This window comes from Streptomyces sp. NPDC087845, from assembly GCF_044742755.1.
In the GTDB taxonomy this organism is placed as follows: Bacteria; Actinomycetota; Actinomycetes; order Streptomycetales; family Streptomycetaceae; genus Streptomyces.
The window spans coordinates 61,639-76,668 of sequence record NZ_JBIUVC010000011.1; the positions used below are offsets into that span (position 1 = coordinate 61,639).

Annotated in this window: 12 protein-coding genes and 1 pseudogene; 6 read left to right on the forward strand and 7 right to left on the reverse strand. The window is 73.4% G+C overall.

Annotated elements, in window-relative coordinates; genetic code table 11:
* Nucleotides 1-137: 137 nt before the first annotated feature.
* Both ACIOMQ_RS26865 and ACIOMQ_RS26870 read right to left on the reverse strand, forming a co-directional pair.
* On the reverse strand, nucleotides 138-1,466 hold the full coding sequence (locus tag ACIOMQ_RS26865; protein WP_362208230.1) for an extracellular solute-binding protein: 1,329 nt from the start codon (nucleotides 1,464-1,466) through the stop codon (nucleotides 138-140).
* 768 nt (nucleotides 1,467-2,234) lie between these two features.
* Entirely contained in the window at nucleotides 2,235-2,927 is a 693-nt protein-coding gene (locus tag ACIOMQ_RS26870; RefSeq protein ID WP_402190714.1) for a FadR/GntR family transcriptional regulator, read from the reverse strand.
* A gap of 173 nt (nucleotides 2,928-3,100) precedes the next feature.
* On the opposite strand from ACIOMQ_RS26870, the gene leuA reads away from it, so the two are divergent.
* On the forward strand, nucleotides 3,101-4,867 hold the full coding sequence (gene leuA, locus ACIOMQ_RS26875) for a 2-isopropylmalate synthase (protein WP_401268215.1): 1,767 nt from the start codon (nucleotides 3,101-3,103) through the stop codon (nucleotides 4,865-4,867).
* A 150-nt stretch (nucleotides 4,868-5,017) separates the two neighbouring features.
* On the opposite strand, the pseudogene ACIOMQ_RS26880 reads toward leuA, so the two are convergent.
* The 4 genes and pseudogenes from ACIOMQ_RS26880 to ACIOMQ_RS26895 all read right to left on the reverse strand — a co-directional run bounded on the left by ACIOMQ_RS26880 (nucleotide 5,018) and on the right by ACIOMQ_RS26895 (nucleotide 7,276).
* A pseudogene (locus ACIOMQ_RS26880) lies at nucleotides 5,018-5,670 on the reverse strand (response regulator transcription factor).
* Nucleotides 5,671-5,743: 73 nt separating this feature from the next.
* Complete coding sequence (locus ACIOMQ_RS26885; protein WP_402190718.1) at nucleotides 5,744-6,559, reverse strand: spermidine synthase; 816 nt, start codon at nucleotides 6,557-6,559, stop codon at nucleotides 5,744-5,746.
* Nucleotides 6,493-6,738 (reverse strand): PT domain-containing protein, encoded by a 246-nt coding sequence (locus ACIOMQ_RS26890; protein ID WP_402190721.1) that lies wholly within the window; start codon nucleotides 6,736-6,738, stop codon nucleotides 6,493-6,495. Before ACIOMQ_RS26890 ends, ACIOMQ_RS26885 begins: the two co-directional genes overlap by 67 nt.
* Before the next feature lie 88 nt (nucleotides 6,739-6,826).
* The gene (locus ACIOMQ_RS26895) at nucleotides 6,827-7,276 is read right to left on the reverse strand and encodes a hypothetical protein (protein WP_362208222.1); all 450 of its coding nucleotides are present in this window, start codon (nucleotides 7,274-7,276) and stop codon (nucleotides 6,827-6,829) included.
* Between the two features lie 242 nt (nucleotides 7,277-7,518).
* Between ACIOMQ_RS26895 and ACIOMQ_RS26900 the strand changes: the two genes are divergently transcribed.
* Complete coding sequence (locus ACIOMQ_RS26900; protein WP_362208219.1) at nucleotides 7,519-8,883, forward strand: tetratricopeptide repeat protein; 1,365 nt, start codon at nucleotides 7,519-7,521, stop codon at nucleotides 8,881-8,883.
* Nucleotides 8,884-9,111: 228 nt separating this feature from the next.
* On the opposite strand, the gene ACIOMQ_RS26905 is transcribed toward ACIOMQ_RS26900, so the two are convergent.
* The gene (locus ACIOMQ_RS26905) at nucleotides 9,112-9,708 is read right to left on the reverse strand and encodes a histidine phosphatase family protein (protein WP_362208216.1); all 597 of its coding nucleotides are present in this window, start codon (nucleotides 9,706-9,708) and stop codon (nucleotides 9,112-9,114) included.
* A gap of 232 nt (nucleotides 9,709-9,940) precedes the next feature.
* Between ACIOMQ_RS26905 and ACIOMQ_RS26910 the strand changes: the two genes are divergently transcribed.
* The 4 genes from ACIOMQ_RS26910 to ACIOMQ_RS26925 are packed head-to-tail and all read left to right on the forward strand — an operon-like array spanning nucleotide 9,941 to nucleotide 14,955.
* Nucleotides 9,941-10,948 carry a phosphatase PAP2 family protein gene (locus tag ACIOMQ_RS26910; protein ID WP_362208354.1) on the forward strand — a complete coding sequence of 336 codons (1,008 nt, stop codon included), beginning with the start codon at nucleotides 9,941-9,943 and terminating at the stop codon, nucleotides 10,946-10,948.
* Nucleotides 10,833-12,020, forward strand: a complete 1,188-nt coding sequence (locus ACIOMQ_RS26915) for a hypothetical protein (protein WP_362208214.1) — start codon at nucleotides 10,833-10,835, stop codon at nucleotides 12,018-12,020. The genes ACIOMQ_RS26910 and ACIOMQ_RS26915 overlap by 116 nt, the downstream gene beginning before the upstream one ends.
* Entirely contained in the window at nucleotides 12,011-13,624 is a 1,614-nt protein-coding gene (locus ACIOMQ_RS26920; RefSeq protein WP_401268221.1) for a hypothetical protein, read from the forward strand. Before ACIOMQ_RS26915 ends, ACIOMQ_RS26920 begins: the two co-directional genes overlap by 10 nt.
* A complete protein-coding gene (locus ACIOMQ_RS26925; RefSeq protein ID WP_402190724.1) occupies nucleotides 13,621-14,955 on the forward strand; it encodes an AAA domain-containing protein in 1,335 nt (444 codons plus the stop codon). Before ACIOMQ_RS26920 ends, ACIOMQ_RS26925 begins: the two co-directional genes overlap by 4 nt.
* The last annotated feature ends 75 nt before the right edge of the window (nucleotides 14,956-15,030 follow it).

Here is a 15,030-nt window from a genome sequence, read left to right on the forward strand (position 1 = left end):
CTGCACGAGGGGTGCGGGGGGATACGGGCCGGGGCGGTCGTCCGGGCGCGGGCCGGTGCGGGGGTACGGGCCGGGGCGGTCGTCCGGGCGCGGGCCGGTGCGGGAGGCTCCTGGGGGCCGCCCGCACCGGCGACGATCTACCCGATCGCCTTGTCGATCGCGTTGGCCGCCGCCTTCCACGCGTCGTCGGGGCTCGTGCCGCGCTGCTCCATGTTGTTGATCTGGGTGGAGATGGTGTCCTTGATGACGCCGTCCTTCGCGCCGAGGACCGTCTCGGGGATGGACTTGGCCTCGTCGGCGTAGATCTGCCCGATCGGCGCGTCGTTGAAGTAGGGGAGCTTCGCGTTCTTCACGTCCGGCAGGTCGTACGCGCCCTTGTTGGACGGGAAGACACCGATCGCCTTGAACACGGCGGCCTGCTGCTCGGGAGCGGTCAGCCACTTGACGAGCTTGGTGGCCTCGTCGACGTTCTTGCCCGACTTGGGCACGGCGACGAAGGAGCCGCCCCAGTTGGCGGCGGTCGAACCGGGTGCGGTGGTGATGTCCCACTTGCCCTTGTTGGCCTCACCGGCGTTGGTCGAGATCTGACCGGCCATCCACGCGGGGCAGGCCACGGTGGCGACGGTGCCCTTGCGCAGAGCGGCGACCCACGGGTCGTTGAACTGGGCGAGACCCTGGGTCAGCTTCTTCGACGCGGCCTCGGCGGCCAGGTTCCAGCCCTGCTGGACGCTGGGGCTGTCCTTGTAGACCGGCTTGCCGCTCTCGTCGTAGTACTGCTTCGCGTTCGAGCTCACCACGGCGTTGAACATGGCGCTCGCGGAGTCCATGAAGTACGTGCCCTCGGGGGCCTTCTTCTTGTACTCCTCACCGAGCTTGAGGTAGTCCTCCCAGCCCCCGGCGACCTTCTTGGCGACCTCCGCGCGGTCGGTCGGCAGACCTGCCTTCCCGAACAGGTCGGTGTTGTAGCAGAGGGACATCGGACCGATGTCGGTGCCCGCGCCGATCACCTGACCGCCGGACGTGGTGGCCTGCTTCTCCTTCCAGGACACCCACTCGTCGACGTCGATCACCTTGCTGAGATCGGCGAAGGAGTCCGCCTTGGTGTCGACGATCTCCTTGATCCGGCCGACCTCGATGCCCTGGACGTCGGCGAGGCCGCTGCCCGAGTTCAGCTGCTGGAGCAGCTTGGGGTAGTAGACCTTCTCGTCGGCGGTGACGTCCTCCTTGACCGTGATGTTCGGGTGCAGCTCGTGGTACTTGGCGAAAAGGCCGGCCTCCTTGTAGCCGAACTGCCCGTAGTCGGCGACGGTCAGCGTGATCTTCCCGTTCGCGCCGGAGCCCGTGTCGTCCGACGAGTCCGAGTCGCTGCTGCAGCCGGCCAGCAACAGGGCCGAGGCTGTCAGGCCCGTGGTGGCCAGAACCGCGGCTCTGCGGCTCCGGCCGGCGACGGTGCGGGTGATGCGCATTCCACTACTCCTTGTTCCAGGGTGGGACTGGCGTTCTGACTGCGCGGCATACGCGCTGGTGGGAGCGGATGCCGGGTGGCTCAGGGGGGAGGACACGGGCAGTGCCGTTCGAGCGGGAATCCCCCGCACGATGTGGGAGCGCTCCCATGCGTCGATGTCGGAAGGTTCCTGCCTGCGAGGGGTGGGTGTCAAGAGTTGAAGGCGCTTCCGTTGCCCGAGTGTGTCCTGCAAGTCACGAGACCGTGTCCCGCCGAAGTCTTGCCATAGCCCGCGGAGACCGGCCGGAGGCTCGGCCCCTTTCCGATGATGCGCAGGTCAAGGGCGCGCCGGGTGGGAACCCGCTACGCCGGTCACCCCGGGGCGGGCCGGCCGGGCCGCATGTCCGCCCGGTCCGGGAGCGGTTCCCGCCCCCCGGTTCACACGCGATCGCGCACCGGAAGGTGAACGGGGCATCGCGCGAGGGGGCCCGCCGGGGGCGGCCCGGGGCGCATCCGCGTTCTTTCCCCGAACCCGACGCGTCGTCACGGGCGCGCCGGGGGGCGGCGGGAGGCGCGTCGGGGACACCGAAGGACGATGCGGGGACGCCGAAGGGCGACGGGTACGCCGGGGGGCGACCAGCGGTGCAACGGGAACGGGCAACAGAAGGCGCGACGGGGACGGGCGGTAGAAACGGCCGGCGGGAGGCGCAACGAGAACAGGCGGCGGGAACGGGCGACAGCAGGCGCACCCGAGAAAGGCGGCGGGAAGAGGCGGGTCGGGGTCGCGGGGCTACACCGCCCGCAGGCGCGCCAGGGTGGATTCCAGTTCGGCCTGTGCGGCGCGGCCCGCCGAGTCCGCGTCGCCGGCCACCACGGCCCGTACCAGCGCGTCATGGGCCGCGTCGCCGTGGTCCGGATCGTCGCGGCGCAGGCCGAACAGCTCCACGAGGTCGATGAGCCCCTGCCGCAACACCGGGGCGAACTCGCCGAAGAGGTCGGTGAGTACGGGGTTGTGGGCGGCGACCACCACGGCCCGGTGCAGGGCGATGTCCGCGTCGACGAACCCCGCGTCTCCCCCGGCCCCCGCCGCCCGCCGCGCGGTGAGCGCCCCGTCGAGGGCGGCCAGGTCCTCGTCCGTACGGCGCCGCGCGGCCAGGCGGGCGGCCTGGACCTCGATCAGCATGCGCACTTCGTAGACATCGGTGACCGAGGCCCTGCGCAGCCGGGCCGGCCAGTCCTCGGTCGCGTGGTCGGCGATGACGAAGACGCCCGCGCCCTGCCGGGACTGGAGCAGCCCGAGCGTGGCCAGTGTGCGTACCGCCTCGCGGACCGTGGAGCGGCCCACACCGAGCGTCTTGGCCAGGGTCGTCTCGCCGGGAATCTTCGTGCCGACCGGCCAGTGCCCCTCGGTGATCTGCTCGCGCAGATGGTGCGTGGCCTGTTCGACCAGGGGGCTGGGGCGGAGCGGACCGAGCGAGGACACGAATTCACCTGTCAGGTTGTCTGAGGACTTGCTTTCTGGCTACTGTACCCGGCATGACGCACAGCGGTCTCCTTCTTCTCGGCTGCCGCGGCGGGGCCTGAAGCGACCGGCACCCCGCCGCGGGATGCCGTGCGGTGCCGGTCGCATCCGGCGATGCGAGAAGAGTCCGCTTCATGTCCGACCGTCTGTCACCGATGCACAGCTTCCCCACGATCTGCACCCCGCGCGGGCCCGTGCCCGCCGACGCGCCCCGCTGGAACCCGCAGCGCGCCAGCTCCATGCCGTCCCACCGCTACCGTTCCGCCTTCGACCGCGTCGAGGTCCCGCTGACCGGCCGCACCTGGCCGCAGGCCCGTATCGAGAAGGCCCCGCTCTGGGTACCCGTGGATCTGCGGGACGGCAACCAGGCGCTGGCCGAACCGATGGACACGCCGCGCAAGCGCCGGATGTTCGATCTGCTGGTCGCCATGGGGTTCAAGGAGATCGAGGTCGGCTATCCGTCCGCGAGCCGCACCGACTTCGACTTCGTCCGGCATCTGGCCGAGAGCGGCGCCGTGCCGGCCGACGTCACCGTGGTCGTCTTCACCCCGGCCAAGCCGGATCTGATCGAGCGGACCTTCGAGTCCATCGAGGGAATGGGCCGCGCGGTCGTCCATCTGTACACCCCGACCGCCCCCGTCTGGCGCGATGTCGTGCTCGGCCGCAGCCGCGCCGAGGTGCACGCCCTGGTGCTGGACGCGGCGGCGCGGATGGAGCGGCTGGCGCGGGCGCGGCCCGGCGCCGACATCCGGTTCGAGTTCTCCCCCGAGGTCTTCATCCTCACCGAGCCGGACTTCGTCCTGGAGCTCTGCAACAGCCTCACCGGCCTGTGGGACGCCTCCCCGGACCGGCCTGTCATCCACAATCTGCCCGCCACGGTGGAGATCGCCACTCCGAACGTGTACGCGGACCAGATCGAGTACATGCACCGTCACCTGGACCGACGGGACGCGGTGATCCTCTCCGTCCATCCGCACAACGACCGCGGCACCGGCACCGCGTGCGCCGAGCTCGCCGTCCTGGCGGGTGCGCAGCGCGTGGAGGGCTGCCTGTTCGGCAACGGGGAGCGCACCGGCAACGTCGACCTGGTCAACCTGGCCCTCAATCTGCATGCCCAGGGCGTCGACCCGATGATCGACTTCTCCGACATCGACGAGATCCGCCGCACGGTCGAGCACTGCAACCGGCTGCCGGTGCCGCCCCGCCACCCGTACGGCGGCGACCTCGTCTACACGGCGTTCTCCGGCACCCACCAGGACGCCATCAGCAAGGGCTTCGCCCATCGCGCGAGCAGTGGTGCCGAGCTGTGGTCGGTGCCGTATCTGCCGATCGACCCGGCGGACGTGGGACGGACGTACGAGGCGGTCATCCGGGTCAACAGCCAGTCGGGGAAGGGCGGCATCGCCCATCTGCTGCAGAGCAACTACGGGATGCACCTGCCGGCCCGGCTGCGCGCGGACTTCTCCCGTACGGTGCAGACGGCGACCGACGACAGCGGCCTGGAGGCCACCCCGAAGGATCTGTGGGAGCTGTTCGAGGCGGCGTACCTGGTCCCCGGACGGGACGGGAACGTGGCCCTGACCTCCTGGTCCACGGACCGGAACCCGGCCGGTGAGCACCGGTTCATCTGCACGCTGCGGGTGGGCGAGCGGGAGGGCGACTACGAGGGCACGGGCAACGGCCCGGTGTCGGCGTTCACGCGTGCGCTGGCAGCCGCGGGGATCGAGGTGGACATCCTCGACTTCACCGAGCACGCGACGGCGGCGGGGCAGGGCAGCCCGGCGATGGCGTACGCGGAGTGCCGGGTCGGCGGGGAGCTGCACTGGGGGGCCGGTCAGGACACGTCCGTCCTGACGGCGTCGATCCTGGCGGTGCTGTCGGCGGTGAACCGGGCCGGATAGCGGGCCGGTTGCCCGGTGGATGGGGCGCACCCCGGCCGGGGGTGGGGGTGGGGGTGGGGGCCGGCCGGGGTGCGGAGGGGGTGGTGGTCTGCGGGGCGGTGGGCCGCGGGGTGACGGCGACGGCCAGGACCACCTTGACCAGGGCCCATCTCATGCGGGCCGCTCCGGGGCGGGTGGCTGGAGCTTCACGCCGACGCCGCGCAGGGTGTGCAGATAGCGCGGCCCGGCGGCCGTCTCGCCCAGCTTCCTGCGCAGCCAGGAGAGATGGACGTCGATGGTCTGGTCGTCACCGTAGGACTGCTGCCAGACCTCGGCGAGGAGTTCCCTGCGCGGGACGACGACCCCGGGCCGCCCGGCGAGCAAGGTCAGCAGGTCGAACTCGCGGCGGGTGAGGTCGAGCGCGGTGCCGTCCAGTTCGGCCCGGCGGCGCAGCGGGTCGATGGAGAGGCCGCCGACCCGGATGACCCGCGGCGCCGGCGCCCCGCCCCCGGCGGCGCGCGAGCGGCGCAGCACGGCGGCCATCCGCGCGGACAGGTGCTCCACCGAGAACGGCTTGGTCAGATAGTCGTCGGCGCCGTCGTTGGGCAGCCGGACAATCTCGCTCTCGTCGTCCCGCGCGGTCGCGATGATCACGGGTACGTCGGTGGTGCCGCGGAGCATCTTCAGCGCCTCGCCGCCGTCGAGATCGGGCAGGCCGAGGTCGAGGATGACCACGTCGAAGCGGAGTGGGCGACCTCGCGCAGCGCTTCGAGCGCGGTGCCGACGCTCCGCACCGTGTGCGACGCCTCGGTCAGGTGCCGGATGAGGGCGGATCGTACGAACTGGTCGTCCGGGGGCCTGCCGCACGCCGATCCACCAGGGACTGCGGGACAGCCCTCAGCCGAACGCCGAAGGCGGCGGAGCCGGTGACGGTCTGGCGTCCGCGTCGCTCACCGCCGCCGCGCCGCCGGTGAAGTCGGCGAGGGCGCGCCCGTGTTCGACGCGTCCGGGGTGCGGGTCGGTCGCGACCCGGCGGGTCAGCTCCGCGACCTTCAGCGGCAGGTCCGAGGCGAGCAGCACCGCGTTGCCGAAGCGGCGGCCGCGCCACACGGTCGGGTCGGCGGCGAGCGCGAGTTCGGGGAAGACCGTGGCCGCGGTGGCGATCTGGCCGCGGAGATGGGTCAGCGGCGGCCCGTCCGCGAGGTTGGCCACGTAACTCCCGCCGGGCTTCAGGACCCGGCGGACCTCGGCGAGGAACTCGGTGCTGGTCAGGTGTGCGGGGGTGCGGGCGCCGCTGAAGACATCCGCGATGACGAGGTCCGCCCAGCCGTCCTGGACCTTCCCGAGCCCGGCGCGGGCGTCGGTGGCCCGGACCCGGATCCTGGCCTGCGGGTCCAGCGGCAGCTCGCGGCGGACCAGTTGGACGAGCGCGGCGTCCACCTCGACGATCTGCTGGGTGGAGCGGGGCCGGGTCGCGGCGATGTAGCGGGCGAGGGTGAACGCGCCGCCGCCCAGGTGCACCACGTGCAGGGGCTGCCCGGCGGGTGCGGCAAGGTCGGCGATGTGGCCGATCCTGCGCTGGTACTCGAAGGACAGGTACGTGGGGTCGTCCAGGTCCACATGGGACTGGGGGGCGCCGTCGAGCGTCAGTGTCCAGGCGTGCGGGCGCTCCCGGTCGGGCACCAGCTCGGCGAGGCCGCCGTCCACCGGCACCGCGACGGGCTCCGCCCGGCGCCCGGTTCCGCGTCCGGCTGCGCGTTCGGCCCTGCCGTCAGCCCTGCTGTCGGTCCTGCTGTCGGGCCTGCTGTCGGCCTTGCGGTCGGACCGCTTACGGGCGCCCGTGCCCCCGCCCGACGCTCCTCGACGTGCCACTGCTGTTCGTGCCTGCTCACTGCTCATCGCTCCGGGCCGGTACGGAACCGGCCGCGCCGGAAGGTCCCGGCCACCGGCCCATTATGGGCACGCGGAAGGACCCGGCGGTCAGCGGCAGCTGTCGGCCGCCTCGATCAGCCGGGCCGCCTGGTCGAGAGCGGCCCGCAGCACGGCCGGGTCGGTGACCGGGGCATCGTCCTCGGGCGGCAGCAGCCAGCCGCTGCCGGTGACGGGAGGTTCGGCGGGGATGCGCAGCCCGCGGCCCGCGGTCTGCGTACAGGCGCTGCCCGGTACGTCCCACGCCGCCGCGGTTCCCGGGGGCACCAGGAAGCCGAGGGTGTCGCAGGCGCCGTCGTGCAGGACCGGCCCGACGGCCTCCTGATCGGCGCCGCGGCGCAGGATGTCCACGGCCTCCAGTCCCTGACGGGCGGGGACGGTCACCAGGTCGCAGGGTTCGGCGCCGTGGTCCACCGGGGGCGCGGTGGGCGCCGTGGCACCCGTTGCGGCCGGGGTCGTCGCAGTCGTCCGCGAGCCGGTCTCCGTGCCGAGATGCAACAAGGGACCTCTCCTCTCATCGCCGGGCGGAGCCGGATTCCGTCTCCACAGCAACCAACGCGCCGACCGCGTCAAGGGCTACGGTGCCACGCCGCCGCAAAGGGTGGCAGTTCATGGCGGATCGTGGGCGAGATGCCCCTTTTGTTGGCAAACACAGAGTGTGTGACCGCTCACAGCAGGTACGTTCTTGCTCCGCCGGGACACCGGAAGCAGGAACCCCGGCTGCAGAAGAGAGGTCCTCGCCCATGGTGTCGACAGGGGCAGTTCCCAACCTCGCCTTCCGGCGGCTGCGCGGTCAGCGCTCCGCCGGGGAGTTCGCTGCCGCGGTACGCAGGTCCGCCCGCGAGATCGGCGAGCAGGTCGCGTGCGACGCCCGGTACATCGGACGCGTGGAGTCCGGCGAGATCCGCTGCCCCAACTACGCGTACGAGCGGGTCTTCCTGCACATGTTCCCCGGGACGACCCTGGCGGACCTGGGCTTCTCGCCGCGCGAAACCGTACGCGGCCGGGGGGCGCGGGCCACCGCCGAAACCCCACCGCCCCCCACGCTCCACAGCGACACCGACGAGGAGAGCGACGTGCTGCGTCGCGTATTCATGACGAGCGGCACCACCACGATGGCGACCGCGACCCTGGCGTTCGGCCTCGGCGGCACGTCCGCCGCCGCCCCCCTGCCCGAGCCGCGCCGGGTCGGCGAGGCCGAAGTGAGCGCCGTCGAGAAGGCGGTACGGCAGATCCGGCTGCTCGACGACCGGCACGGCGGTGACGGCCTGTACCGCAAGGCGTCGCAGCCGCTGCGGGCGGCGTACGCGCTGCTCGACTCCGGAGCCGCCACCAAGCGCTCCACCGCCGACCGGCTGCACACCGGGGCGGGCGAACTGGCCATCTCGGTGGGCTGGCTGGCCCACGACTCGGGCCGGTTCGAGGACGCCCGCTCGCACTACGCGGAGGCGCTCGCCACGGCGCGCGTGGCGGGTGACGCGGCGCTGGAGGCGCACGCGTTCTGCAACGCGTCGTTCCTGGCCAGGGACACGGGGCGGCCCCGCGAGTCCGTACGGGCGGCCGAGGCAGGGCAACGGGTGGCGCGGCCGCTGGGCTCGCCGCGGCTGCTGGCGCTGCTCGCGCTGCGGGAGGCGGGGGGCCGGGCGGGGCTCGGGGACCGTACGGGCTGCGAACGGGCGATCGGCCGGGCGCACACCGCGTTCGGACGCGGTGCGTCCGACGCCGATCCGGAGTGGATGACGTTCTTCCGGGAGGCGGAGCTGGAGATGCTGGAGGCGCAGTGCTGGTCGGCGCTGGGCGACTGGTCGCGGGCGGCCCGCCACGCGCTGCGCGCGACGCGCCTCCAGGATCCGCACTTCACCCGGAACCTGGCGCTCTACCGGGCCGAGCTGACCACGGACCTCGCCAGGGCGGGCCGGGCCCCGGAGGCGGCGTCGGCCGGCCACCAGGTGCTGGACCTGCTGGACCGCGTCCAGTCGTCCCGCATCCGGGCGATGCTGGCGGGCGCGGCGGGGGTGCTGGCGCCGCACCGGGGCGCGGCGGAGGTACGCGGGTTCCTGGAGCGGTACGGGGAGGCCGCGGGGGCGGATGCCCCGGCGGGCGCGTAGGCGGCGCCCTTCGCAGACTCGCGGCGCGGTCTGCAGGCGACGCTCTTCGTAGACCCGCGGCGCGGTCCACCAGCACGGATGCCCGGCGGACGCGTAGGCGACGCTCTTCGTAGACCCGCGGCGCGGTCCACCAGCACGGATGCCCGGCGGGCGCGTAGGCGGCGGACGCGCGGGCGGCGGCCGACAGGACCGCCGCGCCCGGCAGAACCACCGCCCGGCCGGCGGCGGCTACCGGTCCAGGTGGCCCGTGTCGTTCCAGCGTTCCACCGCGGGCGCCCCGTACGCCCACCCCAGTACCGACAGCGACGTCGGGTCGAGCCGGATGCGCGCCGCGAAGGACACGTCCTCGCCCAGCCATCGCGCCCCCAGTGCCCGCAGGATGTGGCCGTGGGCGAAGACCAGGACGTCGCGGTCGGCCGAGCGGGCCCAGTCGACGATCTCGTCGGCGCGGGCGGACAGTTCGGCCAGGGTCTCCCCCTCCGGCACCCCGTCACGCCAGATGAACCAGTCGGGGCGGATCGCCCTGATCTCGGCCGGAGTCATCCCCTCGTACGCCCCGTAGTCCCACTCCAGCAGCGCGTCCCACGGCTCGGCCCGGTCCGCGAAACCCGCGATCTCACAGGTCTCCTTGGCCCGCAGCAGCGGGCTGGTGCGGACTTCGAGGCCCGGCAGGTCCGCCCACGGCCCGCGGTGCAGCCGCTCACCGAGGAGCTTGGCGCCCGCCCGGCCGGTGTCGAGCAGCGGGATGTCCGTCCTGCCGGTGTGATTGCCCTTGACGGACCATTCCGTCTGGCCGTGCCGGGCGAGCAGGATACGCGGTGCCATGACGGCTCTCCCTGAACTGAGATCTGAGGCCGGAGATCGAGACAGAACGGATCGTCCGGTTTTCCCATCATCGCGCACGGGTCCGGGAGGCAACCCCCGGGGCGGAAGCGGCGTCCCTCTCTGCGCGGAGAAATCCGTACACACAGGGGGCAACCGACAAGGACCCCCGGGGGAATCGCGACCGACCCGCACCGTACGGTTGAACGCCCGCCGTCAGTCGCATGAACACATGATGGAGAGCTTCCGGATGCAGCCTGTCAGCACCGCGCCCGTGGCGCACCCGCGGCCCCGTTGGTGGACCGAGCTGCCGCTGCTGGCCCTGGTGTACGCAGCCTACTCGGCGGGCCGACTGGTGGTGCGCGGCGACGTGTCGACGGCCGTCGACCACGGTCTGCGCATCCTGCACCTGGAGAAGACGCTCCACATCAACTTCGAGCACCCGCTCAACCGGCTGTTCACCGCGCACTCCTCGATCGGCATACCCGCCGACTTCGTGTACGCGTCCCTGCACTATCTGATCACCCCGGCCGTTCTGGTCTGGCTCTTCCGCCGCCGGGAGGCCCTGTACCGCAGGGCCCGCACCTGGCTGATGACCTCCACGCTGCTGGGCCTGATCGGCTTCACGCTGCTGCCGACCTGCCCGCCCCGGCTGCTCGACGCCACGCACGGCTTCGTCGACACCATGGCGCAGTACAGCTCGTACGGATGGTGGGGCACCGGGGCGAGTGCCCCGCGCGGCATGAGCGGAATGACCAACCAGTACGCGGCGATGCCGAGCCTGCACGTCGGCTGGGCGCTCTGGTGCGGAATCCTGCTGTGGCGCCACGGCCGGCACCCGCTCGTACGGGCCGCGGGCATCGCGTACCCCCTGCTCACCACGTTCGTGGTGATGGGCACGGCCAACCACTACTTCCTCGACGCGGTCGCGGGCGCCGCGGTGATGGGCGTCGGAGCCCTGCTGGCCGGACCGGTGATGCGGCTCGGCGACCGGGTCAAGGAGCGGCTCGGGGCCCGCTTCCCGCGGCTCGCCCCGACCACGAAGTCCCCGGTTGTCAGTGCCGGATGCAAGACTTCGGCGGGTGAGCGAATCCCTGGCCAGCGGACCACCTCCGCAGACTCCACCGATGCCGCGGCATCGGCCGACGCAGACGCCTCGGCCGGTCGCACACCCCGGGCCGACGCCGCTGCTCCCGCAGACGCGCGAGCAGCGGGGGGCGACGCTCCGGCAGCGGCTCGCTGAGCTGCGGGGCCCGGCCGTCGCACCGCGTCCGCTGGACGCCCGCGCGCTGGCCGCCCTCGCCGCCAACCCCGGCTGCCGGCGCCGCGCCCTGCTGGACGGCGCCGGGGTGGACAAGACCGCGCTGGCCGCGGCACTCGGCTCGCCGGCCCCCTTCGGCCAGTCGCAGTTCGCTCTCGTCCGGGGCAACGCCTTCGAGGCCAAGGTCAAGGCCGACGGCGGTACGGAGCTGATGCGGCTGCTGTACGAGCACCTCGGCGGCGGTGCCGCGGCGCCGCGCGAGGTCCTGGTGCCCGACCTGGCCGCCGCCGGACCCGAGGGCCGCGCGGCGCGTACGGCGCTCGCCCTGCGGGAGGCGACCGAGGCGGGCGGCTGGGCGCTGCTGGACCACCCGATGCTGGCCCTGGAGGTGGCGGGCTCCCCGGCCTATCTGGAGCCGGACGCGGTGGCGGTGCACCCCGACGGCACGTGGACGGTCGTCGAGATCAAGTCCTTCCCCATGGTCGACGGCTCGGCCGACGCGGCGAAGGTCGGTGCGGCGGCCCGGCAGTCCGCCGTCTACGTACTGGCGCTGGAGCGGATCGCGGAGCTGACCGGGGGCGCCCGGGTCGGGCACCGGGTGCTGCTGGTCTGCCCGAAGGACTTCTCCAATCTGCCCACCGCCTCGATCGTGGACGTACGGAAGCAGCGTGCGGTCACCCGACGTCAGCTGACCAGGCTGGCCCGGGTCGAGGACATCGCGGCGGCCCTGCCCGAGGGCACCACCTTCGATCCGGAGTGCCCCCGGGAGCAGCTCGACGCCGCGGTCGAGTCGGTCGGTGCCGCGTACGCCCCGGAGTGCCTGGCCGCGTGCGAGCTGGCCTTCCACTGCCGGGCGAAGGCCCGTGCGGCGGGCGCGGTGGAGGCGCTGGGGCGGAGTGTGCGCGGTGAGCTCGGCGGGCTGACGACGGTGGGTGCGGTGCTGGCCGCCGCCGCGGGCAAGGAGGGCGACCCGGCGGATCCGACGGTCGCGGCCCTGCGGCGGGCGGCGGCGCTGCGCGCCGAGGCGCTGGAGGGCGGTGCGGCATGTCGCTGATCAGCACGCTGGCCCGGCTGGAGGCCGTGGAGAGCGGCCGGGCGCAGCCGATGACGACGGTCCGGCACCGCCATCTCACCGACCGGCCGCTGGTCCTGGTGCCGCTGACCACCGCAGGTGAGGCGGGCGCCCCGCTGGGGGCGCTCGTCGGGACCGACCGGGAGGCGCCCCGGCTGCTGGCGGTGTCGCAGCCGCGCGACCGGGATCTGCGGTTCGCGTTCCTCGCGGAGCTGGCCGAGGCGGTGCTGCCGCACATCGAGGCGTACGAGGACGTCGTCGAGCCCGCCGAGCGCAACGAGACCGATCCGGAGACCGGGAAGAAGGCCAAGGTCGAGGTCGAGCTGTGCGCGGACGCACCGCAGTTGGTCGTGCCGAGCCGTGCGGGCATCGAGTTCGTCCGGCTGCTCGGCCGCTCCATGCGGTTCCGGCGCACCGCGGAGGAAGATCCCGACACCCCCTACCCCGCCCCGGCCCGGGTGCCGCTGCTGGGCCGCTGGCTGACGCACTACGGGGAGCGGGCCAGGGTGCCGGGCTCCTCGCTGCTGCTCGCCGCGACGGACCTGCTGAACCGGCACTGGGCGACCGGGCAGAGCAGCCTGGAGGATCAGCATCTGGGCGCGCTGCTGGCCTGGATCGACGCCCCGGCGGACGAGTCGGGGGCGGCGGCGGCGCTCCGTGCGGAGCTGGACCGGGACGGCGCGGGCCAGCTGCTGTGCCCGCCGGCCGGTCCGGCCACGGACCCGGCGTTCGACAACCGGCTGCTGGCACCCGCCATCGAGAAGTACGACCGGGCGCGCACCTCGCTCGCCGCGGCCGAGGACGGTCTGGCGGCCGATGCCCGGCTCGCCGAGCTGACCGGCGCCGAGCGGGAGATCAGGGCACTCCTGGCCGGGGTGATGCGGCCGACGTGGGACGCGGTGTGGCGGGGGCTCGATCTGCTGAAGGAACTGCCCGAGGGTTCTCGGGCCGAGGACCGCTGGACCAGGGACCGCTGGTCGTTCACCGGCCACCGGGACCGGGTGCGGTCCGGTGAGCCGCCGCAGCCGCGCCGGGACGACGCGGTGACGGCGGCGCAGAAGCTGGCCTCGCGGGAGACGGCGCAGGCGCAGCTGGAGGCGCAGGAGGCGTTGGACGATCCGCTGGTGCTGGCCGGGCGGCGGCTGGCCGGTGAGGCGTTCGTGGGGGAGGTGACGGAGGTGGTGCGGGCATACAGCGAATCGAAGCGCCCGTCCCCGCGCCCGCTGGTCACCGTCCGCACGGACGAGCGCCCGCATCTCGGCGAGCGCACCAAGGTGTACCGCTCGCTGGACGGCAGGCCGCAGACCGCCGAGTTCGTCGGGTACGCCGAGGAGCCGGAGGACGGGGGCGCGCCCGCGCTGGTGCTGCGGATCACCGACCGGATGGGCCGGAGCAAGGAGCCGGCCCCGGGTTCGGTGCCGGAGCCGGGCGACCGGATCTCCTGGACGCTGTTCGAACACGATCAGCGCGGCGGCCCGAAGCTGCCGGATCCGGAGGAGACGCCCTGGACCCATGGCGGGCCGCCGGGCGCGGCCGGTGAGCGCGCCGAGCACCCCGATCCCGTGACCGCGGAGGACCTTCTGTGACGGCCGTATTCGACCCCGGCGCCCAGGCCGCGCGGGCGACCGACGCGATCCTCGCCGACACCCTGGGCGGTACGTCGCGCGGGATCGTGGTGGACTCCCCGCCGGGCGCGGGCAAGTCGACGCTCGTGGTGCGCGCGGCGCTCGAACTCGCGGCGGCCGGGCACCCGTTGATGGTGGTCGCGCAGACCAACGCCCAGGTCGACGACCTGGTGGTGCGGCTGGCCGAGAAGGACCCGGGACTGCCGGTCGGAAGGCTGCACAGCAACGACTCCGACCCGTACGACAAGGTGCTGGACGGCCTGGCCAACGTACGGAAGTCGGCCAAGGCGTCAGATCTCGCCGGGCTCGACGTGGTCATCTCGACAGCCGCCAAGTGGGCGCACGTGAAGAACGTCGAGCCGTGGGGCCACGCGATCGTCGACGAGGCGTACCAGATGCGTTCGGACGCGCTGCTGGCCGTCGCGGGGCTCTTCGAGCGGGCGTTGTTCGTCGGTGATCCGGGCCAGTTGGACCCGTTCTCGATCGTCGGCGCGGACCAGTGGGCGGGGCTGTCGTACGACCCGTCCGCGAGCGCGGTCTCCACCCTGCTCGCGCACAATCCCCGACTGCCGCAGCACCGGCTGCCGGTGTCGTGGCGGCTGCCCGCGTCCGCCGCGCCGCTCGTCTCGGACGCGTTCTATCCGTACACCCCGTTCCGCAGCGGTACGGACCACGGCGACCGCCGGCTGTCGTTCGGCGTCGGGTCCGACGGCTCGGCGCCCGACCGGGTGCTGGACGAGGCCGCGGAGTCCGGCTGGGGCCTGCTCGAACTCCCGGCCCGGCACACCCCGCGCACCGACCCGGAGGCGGTACGGGCCGTGGCCCTGGTCGTCCGCCGGCTCCTCGACCGGGGCGGCGTGGCAACCAGCGAGCGCTCCCCCGACCCGGCCCCGGTGACGGCGGACCGGGTCGCGGTCGGCACCGCCCATCGCGACCAGGCGGCGGCGGTGCGGGCGGCGCTCGCGGAGCTGGGTGTGACGGGCGTGGCGGTGGACACGGCGAACCGGCTCCAGGGCCGCGAGTTCGATGTGACGGTGGTCCTGCACCCGCTCTCCGGCCGGCCGGACGCCACGGCGTTCCATCTGGAGACGGGCCGGCTGTGCGTACTGGCCTCGCGCCACCGGCACGCGTGCGTCGTGGTGTGCCGGGCGGGCGTCGCGAAGCTGCTGGACGAGCACCCGTCGACGGAGCCGGTGCAGCTGGGCGTCACGGTGAAGTTCCCGGACGGCTGGGAGGCGAACCACGCGGTGCTGGCGCATCTGGCCGAGCACCGGGTGCGGTGGGAGGCGTGAGGGCGCCCGGTCCCGGCAGGTCGCAGCATCGTTTCCGGGAATCCGCGGAGCCCCCTTGCGGGACGTTGGACAATG